Annotated in this window: 13 protein-coding genes; 11 read left to right on the top strand and 2 right to left on the bottom strand. The window is 57.9% G+C overall.

The features are described 5' to 3' along the window. Positions 1–66 precede the first annotated feature (66 nt). Entirely contained in the window at positions 67–1,062 is a 996-nt protein-coding gene (locus tag ACR0K4_RS05900) for a hypothetical protein (RefSeq protein ID WP_480853223.1), read from the bottom strand. A gap of 151 nt (positions 1,063–1,213) precedes the next feature. Between ACR0K4_RS05900 and ACR0K4_RS05895 the strand changes: the two genes are divergently transcribed. From ACR0K4_RS05895 to ACR0K4_RS05875, 5 genes are all read left to right on the top strand, one after another. Beyond that, positions 1,214–1,846, top strand: coding sequence for a cupin domain-containing protein (locus tag ACR0K4_RS05895; RefSeq protein WP_480853222.1), 633 nt, complete (start codon positions 1,214–1,216; stop codon positions 1,844–1,846). Between the two features lie 159 nt (positions 1,847–2,005). Then, positions 2,006–3,340 carry an NAD(P)-dependent oxidoreductase gene (locus ACR0K4_RS05890; protein WP_480853221.1) on the top strand — a complete coding sequence of 445 codons (1,335 nt, stop codon included), beginning with the start codon at positions 2,006–2,008 and terminating at the stop codon, positions 3,338–3,340. A 46-nt stretch (positions 3,341–3,386) separates the two neighbouring features. After that, entirely contained in the window at positions 3,387–4,223 is an 837-nt protein-coding gene (locus ACR0K4_RS05885) for a class I SAM-dependent methyltransferase (protein ID WP_480853220.1), read from the top strand. 20 nt (positions 4,224–4,243) lie between these two features. Further along, positions 4,244–5,548 (top strand): NAD-dependent dihydropyrimidine dehydrogenase subunit PreA, encoded by a 1,305-nt coding sequence (gene preA / locus ACR0K4_RS05880; protein WP_480853219.1) that lies wholly within the window; start codon positions 4,244–4,246, stop codon positions 5,546–5,548. Positions 5,549–5,572: 24 nt separating this feature from the next. After that, complete coding sequence (locus ACR0K4_RS05875) at positions 5,573–5,734, top strand: hypothetical protein (protein WP_480853218.1); 162 nt, start codon at positions 5,573–5,575, stop codon at positions 5,732–5,734. A 121-nt stretch (positions 5,735–5,855) separates the two neighbouring features. On the opposite strand, the gene ACR0K4_RS05870 is transcribed toward ACR0K4_RS05875, so the two are convergent. Continuing rightward, positions 5,856–6,464, bottom strand: a complete 609-nt coding sequence (locus tag ACR0K4_RS05870) for a TetR family transcriptional regulator C-terminal domain-containing protein (RefSeq protein WP_480853217.1) — start codon at positions 6,462–6,464, stop codon at positions 5,856–5,858. 169 nt (positions 6,465–6,633) lie between these two features. Here ACR0K4_RS05870 and ACR0K4_RS05865 point away from each other — a divergent pair, with 169 nt between their 5' ends. The 6 genes from ACR0K4_RS05865 to ACR0K4_RS05840 all read left to right on the top strand — a co-directional run bounded on the left by ACR0K4_RS05865 (position 6,634) and on the right by ACR0K4_RS05840 (position 12,879). Beyond that, positions 6,634–7,884 carry a Zn-dependent hydrolase gene (locus tag ACR0K4_RS05865; RefSeq protein ID WP_480853216.1) on the top strand — a complete coding sequence of 417 codons (1,251 nt, stop codon included), beginning with the start codon at positions 6,634–6,636 and terminating at the stop codon, positions 7,882–7,884. A 91-nt stretch (positions 7,885–7,975) separates the two neighbouring features. Then, complete coding sequence (gene hydA / locus ACR0K4_RS05860) at positions 7,976–9,430, top strand: dihydropyrimidinase (RefSeq protein WP_480853215.1); 1,455 nt, start codon at positions 7,976–7,978, stop codon at positions 9,428–9,430. A gap of 461 nt (positions 9,431–9,891) precedes the next feature. Further along, complete coding sequence (locus ACR0K4_RS05855; RefSeq protein WP_480853214.1) at positions 9,892–10,692, top strand: ABC transporter ATP-binding protein; 801 nt, start codon at positions 9,892–9,894, stop codon at positions 10,690–10,692. Then, positions 10,692–11,123: an N-acetyltransferase family protein gene (locus ACR0K4_RS05850; protein ID WP_480853213.1), complete on the top strand. Its 432-nt coding sequence runs from the start codon at positions 10,692–10,694 to the stop codon at positions 11,121–11,123. The genes ACR0K4_RS05855 and ACR0K4_RS05850 overlap by 1 nt, the downstream gene beginning before the upstream one ends. Further along, positions 11,120–12,037, top strand: coding sequence for an ABC transporter permease (locus ACR0K4_RS05845; protein ID WP_480853212.1), 918 nt, complete (start codon positions 11,120–11,122; stop codon positions 12,035–12,037). Before ACR0K4_RS05850 ends, ACR0K4_RS05845 begins: the two co-directional genes overlap by 4 nt. Next, positions 12,034–12,879: an ABC transporter permease gene (locus ACR0K4_RS05840; RefSeq protein WP_480853211.1), complete on the top strand. Its 846-nt coding sequence runs from the start codon at positions 12,034–12,036 to the stop codon at positions 12,877–12,879. The genes ACR0K4_RS05845 and ACR0K4_RS05840 overlap by 4 nt, the downstream gene beginning before the upstream one ends. The last annotated feature ends 13 nt before the right edge of the window (positions 12,880–12,892 follow it).

Raw genomic sequence — 12,892 nt, 5'->3', positions numbered from 1 at the left:
ATTCTCCTGTTGGTATGGGTTTTGCAAAATGTCTAGGGCATTGAAAGCCCGCGCACAACGGGGACGTCAACGAAGCCAGAGGCCCTTTGCCTTGATCTGTTTTCGAATGACCTGTTCGCGTCCGGGCAGGTTCTCGCGATCAAACAGAGCCCGGATTTTCGCGCCCTTTCCCTGAATCACCAGCTTTTTGATCGGGTCATAGCCTTTCAGCACTTTCTTGACCTTGTTTTGCGTGGTGACCGTTTGCAGCACATCGACCACATGATCGCTTTCGCGCGCATAAAGAAGGGGAAACAGGCGATAGTGACAACTGACCGAGCCGTCCAGCAAGCCGGGCGGCAGTGCATCGCGCCCGCCGCCAAGCGCGTGAACGGCAAGGGGCAGGGCGATCTGGTCCAGCCACGGGTCCAGAACCTGCCCGGTCAGTTCCGGAATATCCTCGTCGCGGATGGTGCGGGCATAGTCCAGAAACCGTGCGCCGAACGCGTGCGGGCAGCGGTAGAAGAAATAGCCTGCATTGAAATACAGATACCTGCGCCAGTAGTTCTCCGGCTGTGTGCGGTCCAGTGAGCTTTCGAAATTCAGCCCGAACCTGTCATAGAGCGCGCGCCAGATGCCGTCATACCCCGGTCCATACAGCGTGGGGCGCGGCCATGTTCCTTCAACCTTCAGCGACGCGCCGGGACGGTCAAAGTCAAATGGCACATCAGCCAGCTCTCCGGTGATCAGCGTGTCGCTGTCGAAGAACACAAAGGGCTCTCCTTCGGGCAAGGCGCGCAGCGCTTCGATCTTGTTGCCGAACGGGTAGCTCTCGCCAAACACCTCGGACTGGAACGGAAGGATCTCGGCGTCCAACTGGTGCAGCGCGGTCAACACGTCCGGGTTTTGGATGGCCGGGTTTTGCGACCACAAGGGACCGGCCTGCGGGACCCCGACAAAGACCCGACCAGCGAATTTGGGCGACGAATGACGCAAAGAAGCGGCGAACAGCAAAGCCTCGTACTGCAGCCGGTTGTTCTGCCCGATGATGAGGATATTGAATTTTGCCGGGTGTGCCTGCATTCGGGTGCTTTCTGGACGGGCCGGATTTAAGCTTGATTTCCATCGAACTACAGGAACGGGGGATGGTCGTCAAAACCGGATACAACCTGCGGTTTGAAAAATGCACGGACCATCCCATCTAATATCTCAGCTAACGGTCAGGAGAGTGCATATGCGGGTCAATGCAGATTTCAGCCAGCGCGTCGCGGTTCATTTCAATGAGACGGATTGGGTGGCATCGCCGTCAGCCGGGGTCGAGCGTAAGATGCTGGACCGGATCGGAGCTGAGGTGGCGCGGGCCACAACCATCGTTCGATTTGCGCCCGGAAGCGCATTTGCGGCCCACACCCATGATGGTGGCGAGGAATATCTGGTTCTTGATGGGGTTTTTCAGGATGAAACCGGTGACTTCCCGGTGGGTAGTTATGTGCGAAACCCTCCGACGTCTTCACATACACCGTCAGCCAGCCAAGGTGCGACCATCCTGGTCAAACTGCACCAGTTCGATCCGGATGACCGGACAGAGGTGCGCCGGTCAATAAATGGTGCGGGCAATGTGCAATTGTACCGTGACACGTATGAGGACGTGCAGGTGCAGGACTGGGCGGCAGGCGAAGGTATCGAGCTGGACGCCTCGAAAGGGATCGAGGTCTTTGTGATCAGCGGATCGTTCACCGAAGGGCAAGAGCATTTTGGTGAATGGGACTGGCTGCGGTTGCCACCCGGAACAAGCTCGACCGCAACCGCCGGAGATGCCGGTGCCCGTGTCTGGATCAAGTCCGGGCATCTTGGCGGGATGATCTGAGACCGAAATAGCGTCAGAATTAGGCGATATGTGTTGAAATCCGGGCCTTGCTGTCCGGATTTTAGATTTTTTGACCATTTGGCAAATTTTACCAATTGATAAAAAATCAGAATATGCCAAGCTGGGCCGTATAACAACATATCTACAGGGAGTAGAGTGATGGCACAGGGCCAGATGGCACCCGGGATTGTCCCAGGGCGGCTTTCCAGCGATGAGCTGACCTCGAATTTCACCGATCTGCATCCGCCTTTGGCCCCGCATGAGGCCGCCGTGGCCGCAGACCGCTGTTATTTCTGCTATGACGCGCCATGTGTGACGGCCTGTCCGACGGATATCGATATTCCGCTGTTCATTCGTCAGATACAGGCCGGTCAACCCAAGGCGGCGGGCCAGACCATCCTTGAACAGAACATTCTGGGCGGCATGTGCGCCCGCGTCTGTCCGACCGAAACCTTGTGCGAAGAGGCCTGCGTGCGTGAAGCGGCCGAGGGCAAACCGGTTGAGATCGGTCGTCTGCAGCGTTTCGCCACTGATGATGTCATGACCTCTGGGGTGCATCCTTTCGCGCGCGCTTCGACCACGGGCAATACGGTTGCTGTTGTCGGGGCGGGTCCTGCAGGTCTGGCCTGCGCGCATCGGCTTGCCATGCTGGGCCATGACGTTGTCATTCATGAAAGCAGACCCAAACCCGGCGGTCTGAACGAATACGGTATTGCCGCCTATAAATCGACAAATGATTTTGCTCAGGCCGAGGTGGACTGGCTGTTGAAGATCGGTGGCATCACGATTGAGACGGGCTCGGTTCTGGGGGAAACGATCTCGCTGGACGGGTTGCTGGCGTCTTACGAAGCAGTGTTTCTGTCGATCGGCTTGGCCGGGGTCAATGCGCTGCGGGCACAGGGCGCGGACAAGGATGGCGTGCGCAATGCGGTCGATTTCATCTCGGATGTCCGGCAGGCCGGTGACCTGGCGCATCTGCCGGTCGGGCGCAACGTTGTTGTCATCGGCGGTGGTATGACGGCTGTTGATGCGGCGGTAAAGTCCAGACTGCTTGGGGCCGAATATGTCACGATTGCCTATCGACGAGATCGCGACGCGATGGGGGCCAGCCGGTATGAGCAGGATCTTGCGGCCTCGCATGGGGTTCGGATCCTGACTAACGTGCAGCCGGTGGCCGTGCATGGCAACGGGGCTGCCGCCGAGATTGAACTGGAATACACCTCCAGCCATGACGGACAGTTGCGCGGAACCGGCGAAACCATCCGGCTGCCTGCAGATCAGGTTCTCAAGGCGATTGGGCAAACGCTGGACGGCGCGCCCGAGGGGTTGACGCTGGACGGCAGCAAGATCGCAGTCAGCGGGGCTGGTCGGACATCGATGCAAGGTGTTTGGGCCGGAGGCGATTGTGCGTCCGGCGGTGAGGATTTGACCGTGACCGCAGTGGCCGAGGGCAGAGATGCCGCGATGGACATCCACGCGACACTGGTTTCGTGATAGGATGAGGTCTCAAACCCCCACATATCTCAGCTGAGGTCTAGTTATGTCCCGGATCGAAGAAGCCGTCGCCCAGCATTATACAACAGGCGCCCTGACCGAGCGCGTTCGCCTTGCCTTGCAAGCCAGTGGCATCGATCCGGATGCCGCCACTGTCGCGGATCTCAAGGCCGGGGATGAATTTCACACTGGCGGCGTTGCGGCAACCGATCATCTGTTTGCGCAATTGTCGCCGACCCATGCAACCCGCGTGCTTGATATCGGGTGTGGTATTGGCGGGACGTCGCGCTACATCGCCGATCGCTATGATGCGACGGTCACCGGCGTTGATCTGACCCCGGAATTTGTCGAAACCGCAGCGGCGCTGAGCGAACTTGTGGGGTTGTCGGATCAGCTGACCTTTCATGTCGGCAGCGCGCTGGACATGCCGGTGGCGGATGCGGGGTTTGATCTTGCGGTGATGCTGCATGTCGGAATGAATATCTCTGACAAGCCCGGCTTGTTTGCAGAGGTTTCGCGTATTCTGGCAACGGGCGGCACCTTTGCTCTGTTCGACGTGATGGGTGGCGATGTTGACGAGGCGCTGGTCTTTCCTCTGCCATGGTCGACGCAGTCTGAGACGTCCTTTGTGCACAACCCGGATGTCTACAAAAGCGCAGCCGCGGCGGCGGGCCTGGAGTTGGTTGCCGAGACTGACCGGACAGAGTTCGCGGTGGCTTTTTTTGAAGAAGTTTTCGCCAAGACTGCGGAAACCGGCCCTGCGCCTTTGGGCATCCATCTGATGATGGGTGAGACCGCGCCCGAGAAATTCCAGAACTACGTTCGAAACCTGCACGCCGGGCGCATCCGTCCGACGGAAATGATTTTCAAGAAAACCGGCTGACGCGCCGGGAAGGAGTACCCATGGCCAACCTGACCACAGATTTTCTGGGAATTTCCAGCCCCAACCCTTATTGGCTGGCGTCGGCGCCACCTACGGACAAGGAATACAACGTACGTCGCGCGTTCGAGGCGGGATGGGGCGGTGTGGTTTGGAAAACGCTGGGGTCCGAAGGGCCTCCGGTCGTGAATGTGAACGGGCCGCGTTATGGTGCGATTTATGGCGCAGATCGCCGACTGCTGGGTCTGAACAACATTGAACTGATCACCGACCGCCCGTTGGAGGTGAACCTTGAGGAAATGGCCCGCGTAAAGGCGGATTACCCGGATCGCGCGCTGATCGCCTCTATCATGGTGCCATGTGAAGAGGAGGCCTGGAAGGCCATTCTGTCCCGGGTCAAGGAAACCGGCGCTGACGGGATCGAACTGAACTTCGGATGCCCGCATGGCATGAGCGAGCGGGGGATGGGCTCGGCCGTGGGTCAGGTGCCCGAATATATTGAAATGGTCACGCGCTGGTGCAAGACTCATTATGACCGTCCGGTCATCGTGAAACTGACACCCAACATCACCGATATCCGAAAGCCTGCCGAGGCCGCAAAGAATGGCGGTGCGGATGCGGTATCTTTGATCAACACCATCAATTCGATCACCAGCGTGAACCTGGACACCTTCAGCCCCGAGCCTTCGATTGACGGCAAGGGCAGCCACGGTGGCTATTGCGGTCCGGCGGTGAAGCCAATTGCGCTGTCCATGGTGTCCGAGATTGCACGGGCGCAGGCAACGCATGGATTGCCGATTTCGGGCATTGGCGGGGTAACTACGTGGCGCGATGCGGCGGAATTCATGGCTCTGGGCTGCGGCACGGTGCAGGTGTGTACAGCTGCGATGACCTATGGGTTCAAGATCATCGACGAACTGACTGCCGGTTTGTCAGAATGGATGGATGAGAAGGGCTATGAAAACGTGTCAGACATTGTTGGTTTGGCGGTTCCCAACGTGACGGACTGGCAATATCTGAACCTGAACTATGTGGCCAAGGCCAAGATCGATCAGGATCAGTGCATCAAGTGCGGTCGTTGTTATGCCGCGTGCGAGGATACGAGCCATCAGGCCATCTCCATGTCTGCCGACCGCGTGTTCGAAGTGATGGACGATGAATGTGTTGCCTGTAATCTCTGCGTCGATGTGTGCCCGGTGGATGGGTGTATTTCGATGGAGCCAATGGCGGCAGGCGCGATAGACCCCCGCACCGGTTTGGAAGTGCAGCCGGACTATGCCAACTGGACAACGCATCCGAACAATCCGATGGCGAAAGCGGCGGAGTGAGAGATTTTTCTGCGAAAAATCTTGATGGAGAAAATTCGTCGAATTTTCTCAGAACAGGATGTCGATCGGGCCGCCATGGCAAATAATGATGTATTGGTTTGCGGTGCGGATCAGATGAAAGCCGCGCCGTCTGACTTCGTACTTGAAACGGTCATGACCTACTTCTCGCTCGACCCATGTGATTGAGCGGCGTACCACTGCTCCGCGCTGGGCGGATTGAGACGAGAAGAGCTGTGTGATCCATGGTTCAGGATTGGCGCGATGAGGTAGCATCTCTCAACCTTGGTCAATCGCGGTTAACGTTTCCCTAAGGCGTTAGAAGTTTGCGGTAGAGCGTGTCGATAAATGGCCCGGCCCCTTCAAAAGGGTCTTCTTTGTCCAACACTGCTCGCACCTGCACGTCAAAATCCGCATAGTGTTGGGTCAGGGCCCAGATGGAAAATATCAAGTGATAGGGATGTACGCGGGCAATCTTTCCGTCATCCATCCAATTGGTCAATATTGTGGTTTTTTCGTCGACCAGCGCCTTGAGATCAACCGACAGAGAATCGTAAATCCGCGGGGCACCCTGTACCAATTCATTGGCAAACAGGCGGCTTTCGCGCGGAAGATCGCGGCTCATCTCAAGTTTGCGCTGGATGTAGGCGAGGATTTCTTCCAGCGGATCGCCCCGCGCATCCAAGGCGTGCAAGGGCGCTAGCCAGGTTTCCAGCAGGCCCGACAGCAAAGCCGTATGGATCGCGTCCTTGGAGGGAAAATAGTAAAGCAGATTCGGTTTGCTCAGGCCGGCCTCGGCTGCGATCTGATCGACCGTTGCGCCCCGAAATCCATGAGCCGAGAACACGTTCAAGGCCGCATCCAGGATTGCCGCGCGGTTCTTTTTTTGGATGCGGGTTGGGGCGCGATCTTTGGGCATGTTTACAGGGCGTCTCATTTTTGACAGGCGGGCTGCGCTTATGCCGAAAAATCCGGCTTTGCTATGCAATTTCTTGACTGATCTCGAACCCGTGATAGCGTGAGTTTGACCAGATGGTCAAATCAAGACATCAAAAGCGAGCCAACTCGCGAGCACAGGGAAGAACAAGATGGCAGCTCCGGCGCAAAACCTCAGGATCAATGGCGACAGGTTGTGGGACAGCCTGATGGAGATGGCCAAGATTGGACCCGGCGTTGCGGGGGGGAATAATCGTCAGACTTTGACGGACGAGGATGCCGAAGGACGGGCATTGTTCCAGAAATGGTGTGAGGATGCGGGCTGCAGTATGGGGTTGGATCAGATGGGCAATATGTTTGCTCATCGCGCGGGAACGGACCCGGATGCCCTGCCGGTTTATGTCGGGTCGCATCTGGATACGCAGCCTACGGGTGGCAAGTATGACGGTGTGCTGGGGGTTCTTGGCGGGTTGGAGATTATTCGAACGCTGAATGATCTGGGCATCAAGACCAAGCATCCGATCGTGGCCACCAATTGGACCAACGAGGAGGGGACGCGGTATGCCCCGGCGATGTTGTCGTCAGGCGTGTTTGCCGGAATGCACACTCAGGACTGGGCTTACGCGCGCGAGGATGCCGAGGGCAAGACGTTCGGAGACGAGCTGAACCGTATTGGCTGGCGTGGTGACGAAGAGGTTGGTGCGCGCAAGATGCATGCTTTCTTTGAATTACACATTGAACAAGGCCCAATTCTGGAGGCGGAGGGTAAGGATATTGGCGTTGTCACGCATGGTCAGGGGTTGAGCTGGACTCAGGTCACCGTGACCGGAAAGGACGCGCATACCGGATCTACTCCGATGCCGATGCGTAAGAATGCCGGACTGGCGATGGCACGTATTCTGGAGAAGGTGGATGAGATTGCGTGGTCGCATGCACCCCATGCGGTGGGTGCTGCCGGGCATATTGATGTCTATCCGAACTCGCGCAACGTGATCCCGGGGAAGGTGGTGTTTACAGTCGATTTCCGCTCGCCCGAGTTGGAGGTGATCACCGATATGGAGAACCGGTTGCGGGTCGCGGCGAAGAATATTGTCGATGAGATGGGGCTTCAGATCGAATTCGAGAAGGTTGGTGGATTTGATCCGGTGAAGTACGATGAGGGCTGCGTGGCCGCAGTACGCGATGCGGCCGAGCGGTTGGGGTATTCGCATAGGAATATCATCTCGGGTGCCGGGCATGATGCCTGCTGGATCAACCGGGTCGCGCCGACGGCGATGGTGATGTGCCCGTGCGTAGATGGGTTGAGCCACAATGAAGCCGAAGAGATCAGCAAGGCGTGGGCTGCTGCCGGGGCTGATGTTCTGTTTCATGCGGTTGTTGAGACGGCTGGGATCGTGGAATAGGGGGCTCTGCCCCCGTCGCCCGAGGGCGACTCCCCCGGGATATTTTTAGCCAGATGAAGCAAGCGGCGTAGACCGCATCAGGGAGTTTAAGATGAGCACTGTGATCAAGAACGGGACCGTTGTGACGGCTGATCTGACCTATAAGGCGGATGTGAAGGTTGAGGCTGGGGTGATTGCCGAGATTGGCCCGGACCTGCGGGGTGACAAGGAACTGGATGCGACCGGCTGTTATGTGATGCCAGGGGGGATTGATCCGCATACGCATCTGGAGATGCCGTTTATGGGGACCTATTCCAGCGACGATTTTGAAAGCGGGACGCGGGCGGCCTTGGCGGGTGGAACCACCATGGTCGTGGATTTCGCGCTGCCCAATCCGGGGGAAAGTCTGCTGGACGCGCTCAAGCGCTGGGATAACAAATCGACGCGGGCGAATTGTGACTATTCCTTCCACATGGCGGTGACCTGGTGGGGCGAGCAGGTTTTTGATGACATCAAGACGGTGATCGAGACGCGCGGCATCAACACATTCAAGCACTTTATGGCGTATAAGGGCGCGCTGATGGTGAATGACGATGAGCTGTTTGCATCGTTCAAACGTCTGGCGGAGTTGGGCGGCACTGCCATGGTGCATGCCGAGAATGGGGATGTGGTGGCTGAGTTGAGTGCAAAACTGCTGGCCGAAGGGAATACGGGCCCCGAGGCGCATGCCTATTCCCGCCCGCCGCAGGTTGAGGGTGAGGCGACCAACCGGGCGATCATGATTGCCGACATGGCTGGTGTGCCGCTTTATGTGGTTCACACGTCCTGTGAAGAGGCGCATGAGGCCATTCGCCGGGCCAAGATGCAGGGCAAGCGGGTGTGGGGGGAACCTCTGATCCAGCACCTGACATTGGATGAGAGCGAGTATTTCCACCACGATTGGGAGCACGCGGCGCGGCGGGTCATGAGCCCTCCGTTTCGGAACAAGCAGCATCAGGACAGTCTGTGGAACGGTTTGCAATCGGGGACGCTGAGCGTAGTGGCTACGGATCATTGCGCGTTTACGACCGAGCAGAAGCGCTATGGTGTGGGCGATTTCACCAAGATCCCCAACGGGACCGGAGGGCTGGAGGACCGGATGCCGATGCTCTGGACCCATGGGGTGAACACCGGACGTTTGACGCCGAACGAGTTCGTGGCCGTCACTTCAACAAATATCGCCAAGATATTGAATTGTTATCCGAAAAAGGGGGCGGTTCTGGTGGGCGCTGACGCAGATCTGGTGGTTTGGGATCCGGACAAGGCCAAGGTGATCAGCGCGGATACTCAGCAGTCGTCGATCGATTACAACGTGTTCGAAGGCAAGGAGGTGCGCGGGTTGCCTCGGTTCACGCTGACACGTGGCGTGGTAGCGGTGCATGATGGTGAAATCCAAACGCAGGAAGGACACGGTAAGTTCGTGGCTCGGGAGGCGAATACCCATGTGAACAGGGCGCTGAGTACATGGAAGGAACTGACGGCTCCGAGGCCAGTTGAGCGGACGGGGATTCCGGCGACGGGGGTGTAGGCATTGACTCGAGGCGCGGAATATCCATCTCCGATACAGTTTATCACGTTCGCCGTTCTTGCCACGGCGATCGCTGTGATTGCGTTTTGGGTGCTCGGTACATTGTTCGCTCTGACAGAAATTGGTATTGCGAATGTGTTTCCCTCTCTATTGTCGATGTTGCTGCTAACTTTGATGTTGGGGTGGCCAATCTGGGGTCCGATACTGCTTTGCGCGCTATTTCCGGGCTGTGTCGTTTTTGTGATTGTGCGCCGTGTCTCCAACAATCTTCCAATCGGCCGTCGCGGGCCCACAATAGTCGCGTCAGCTGCCGTAGCCGTGTTTTCTTGGGGGGCGGTAAGTGTGCTGTTTTGGGCTTTTGCTCTGGCAAGTCAGCCCTTTCAGAACGCCTTCTTACTTATATTCGGTGTCCCCGCTGCTATGATTGCGGCTGGGGTCGCCCTGCCTAATCCTGAGTGATCATGCCTTCAAATACACACGATACCTCCGCAGTAGTAGAAGCGAAGAACCTCGACCTCACCTTCCAAACCAACGATGGCCCGGTTCACGCGCTGAAAGATGTGAACCTGACCATCAACAAGGGCGATTTCGTCAGTTTTATCGGCCCGTCGGGCTGCGGCAAAACCACGTTTCTGCGCTGTATCGCGGCGCTTGAACATCCGACCGGGGGGGCCTTGTCCGTCAACGGCATGACCCCGGACGAGGCGCGGCGCAAGCGGGCCTATGGGTATGTGTTTCAGGCGGCGGGTCTGTATCCGTGGCGGACCATCTCAAAGAATATCAAGCTGCCGCTTGAGATCATGGGTTATTCGGCTTCTGAGCAGGAAGAGCGGGTTAAGAGTGTTCTGGAACTCGTTGATCTTGCTGGATTTGGCGGCAAATTTCCCTGGCAATTGTCCGGCGGGATGCAGCAGCGGGCCAGCATTGCGCGGGCCTTGGCCTTTGACGCGGATATCCTGTTGATGGACGAGCCGTTTGGGGCATTGGATGAGATCGTGCGCGACCATCTGAATGAACAGCTTCTGGACCTGTGGGCGCGGACGGAAAAGACCATCGGGTTTGTGACACACTCGATCCCCGAAGCAGTGTATCTGAGCACCAAGATCGTCGTCATGAGCCCCCGGCCCGGGCGGATCACGGATGTGATCGACAGCCCTCTGCCGAAAGAGCGGCCTCTGGATATCAGGGACACGCCCGAGTTTATCGAGGTTGCTCATCGGGTGCGGGAAGGTTTGCGTGCCGGTCATGGGGATGAGGTCTGATGGCGGGCGCCGAGATCAGACGCGCGAGCCCCGAGGATGTGGCGGCCTGTGCGCGGGTGGTCAGAACCTGGCTCGAAGAAACGGACTGGATGCCCGAAGAATTGCCGCAAGAGAAACTGGCCGATCTGATCCGCGAAGCATTCCCGCAGCGCGAGATTTGGGTCTCGGGTGATCCGGTGGATTGTTATATGTCCGTCGATCCGGTCGAATGCAAAGTGGGCGCGCTCTATTGTCTGCGCACAGGTGAGGGGATTGGAAAACGGCTGTTAGACCAGGCCAAGGACGGGCGCGATTACCTGTGGCTGACAACCCATGTGCCCAACCGGGGCGCGCAGCGGTTTTACCGGCGCGAGGGGTTTGTCGAAACGGGCACTGAACCTCCGACCCCGCCCGACACGGTTCCGGTCATTCGGATGGAGTGGCGGGCATGAAACAGTTTGTGGCAGTCATGGTGGTGATCGCAGCGATTGTGGTCGCGTGGTATATTGCCTGCATTCCGATGAACATCGACAGCGCGCTGAACGCGGCTGAACGTGCGGGTGAAGAAGTGGATCCTCCAACCGCAAAAGAGCGGTTGCAGGAAAATGACATTGTGCTTGTCTGGGACAATGCTTTCGCGATCCCGGACACGTGGGAGCAAAACCGCCCGCGTTTGCCTGCGCCTCATGATGTGGTGTCGGAGTTATGGGATTCCACCGTCAACAAGAAGATCACGTCCAAGCGGTCACTGGTCTATCATGGGTGGATCACACTCAGCGCGACGTTGCTGGGCTTTGCGATTGGTACGGGACTGGGCATTCTGCTGGCTGTCGGGATCGTGCACAGCAAGGTGATGGACCTGTCGGTGATGCCGTGGGCCATTGTCAGCCAGACCATTCCGATCATTGCGCTGGCCCCGATGATCATCGTGGTGCTCTATTCGATCGGGGTACAGGGGCTGATCCCAAAGGCGATTATTTCGGCCTATCTCAGCTTTTTCCCGGTCGTCGTGGGCATGGTCAAAGGGTTGCGCAGCCCGGATGCGATGCAGTTGGACCTGCTGCGGACCTATAGCGCCAGCAAATCGCAGAGTTTTTGGAAACTGCGCCTGCCCGCGTCGATGCCTTACCTGTTTGCCTCGCTCAAGATCGGTATTGCGGCCTCGTTGGTCGGGGCCATCGTCGGCGAATTGCCCACCGGCGCGGTGGCCGGGCTGGGTGCGCGGCTTCTGGCGGGCAGCTACTACGGGCAGACGGTGCAAATCTGGTCGGCCTTGTTTGGGGCGGCTATATTGGCGGCTTGTTTGGTCGGGTTGCTGGGCTTGCTGGAGCGCACGGTTCTGAAACGAATGGGAATAGCGCCATGATCCTTGTCCTGGGTGCAATTCTTCTGTGGCTGTTTGGCTGGTGGCTGAACAGTCGTCTGGCGAGCGGTCCGCAGGCTGACAGTCAGATGGTTCGGTTCCTGGCACCGCTGATTTTCGGCCTGACGGTTATCGGCATCTGGGAGCTTGTGGTGCGCGGGCTTGAGGTACCTCTGATCATTCTGCCGGCACCATCGGTGATTGCCGTCCGCTTTGGCGACAGCCTGCCGATCCTTTGGGCAGATTTCGTGCAAACCATCATCAAAGGCGCGCTGAGCGGGTATCTGATCGGCTGCGGTGCGGCCTTCCTGACGGCGATTGCGGTTGACCGGTGGGAATTCCTGCGTCTGGGCCTTCTGCCCGTTGGGAATTTCGTGGCAGCGTTGCCGATTGTGGGAACGGCTCCGGTTCTGGTGATGTGGTTCGGGTTCGACTGGCACTCGAAAGCGGCGGTTGTCGTTGTGATGGTGTTCTTTCCGATGCTGGTGAACACCGTCGCCGGGCTGCGCGAAGCTTCTGCCATGCAGCGCGATCTGATGGAGACTTATGCGGCAACCTATTGGCAGAGCTTCGTGAAACTGCGCCTGCCTGCGGCGATGCCGTTCATTTTCAACGGGTTGAAAATTTCGACCACTCTGGCGTTAATCGGCGCAATCGTGGCCGAATTCTTCGGTTCGCCGACCTTGGGAATGGGTTTTCGGATATCAACCAGCGTCGGCCAGTTGGCGCTGGACATGGTCTGGTCCGAGATCGTGGTCGCCGCGCTGGCTGGTACAGCATTCTACGGACTTGTCGCCATGATCGAAAAGGGAGTGACTTTCTGGCACCCGTCACAACGAGGATAACAAAACTTCAACA

Source organism: Ruegeria sp. K11 (assembly GCF_056531905.1).
The sequence above is the reverse complement of the archived record's forward strand: the minus strand, read 5'-3'. Positions and strand labels throughout refer to the sequence as shown.

Bases quoted from the DNA above. Each gene is read 5' to 3' on its own strand.
- ACR0K4_RS05840 (WP_480853211.1), top strand. From the start codon at position 12,034: ATGATCCTTGTCCTGGGTGCAATTCTTCTGTGGCTGTTTGGCTGGTGG.
- ACR0K4_RS05885 (WP_480853220.1), top strand. From the start codon at position 3,387: ATGTCCCGGATCGAAGAAGCCGTCGCCCAGCATTATACAACAGGCGCC.
- ACR0K4_RS05855 (WP_480853214.1), top strand. From the start codon at position 9,892: ATGCCTTCAAATACACACGATACCTCCGCAGTAGTAGAAGCGAAGAAC.
- hydA (WP_480853215.1), top strand. From the start codon at position 7,976: ATGAGCACTGTGATCAAGAACGGGACCGTTGTGACGGCTGATCTGACC.
- ACR0K4_RS05870 (WP_480853217.1), bottom strand. From the start codon at position 6,464: ATGCCCAAAGATCGCGCCCCAACCCGCATCCAAAAAAAGAACCGCGCG.
- preA (WP_480853219.1), top strand. From the start codon at position 4,244: ATGGCCAACCTGACCACAGATTTTCTGGGAATTTCCAGCCCCAACCCT.
- ACR0K4_RS05895 (WP_480853222.1), top strand. From the start codon at position 1,214: ATGCGGGTCAATGCAGATTTCAGCCAGCGCGTCGCGGTTCATTTCAAT.
- ACR0K4_RS05875 (WP_480853218.1), top strand. From the start codon at position 5,573: ATGGAGAAAATTCGTCGAATTTTCTCAGAACAGGATGTCGATCGGGCC.
- ACR0K4_RS05890 (WP_480853221.1), top strand. From the start codon at position 2,006: ATGGCACAGGGCCAGATGGCACCCGGGATTGTCCCAGGGCGGCTTTCC.
- ACR0K4_RS05865 (WP_480853216.1), top strand. From the start codon at position 6,634: ATGGCAGCTCCGGCGCAAAACCTCAGGATCAATGGCGACAGGTTGTGG.
- ACR0K4_RS05900 (WP_480853223.1), bottom strand. From the start codon at position 1,062: ATGCAGGCACACCCGGCAAAATTCAATATCCTCATCATCGGGCAGAAC.
- ACR0K4_RS05850 (WP_480853213.1), top strand. From the start codon at position 10,692: ATGGCGGGCGCCGAGATCAGACGCGCGAGCCCCGAGGATGTGGCGGCC.
- ACR0K4_RS05845 (WP_480853212.1), top strand. From the start codon at position 11,120: ATGAAACAGTTTGTGGCAGTCATGGTGGTGATCGCAGCGATTGTGGTC.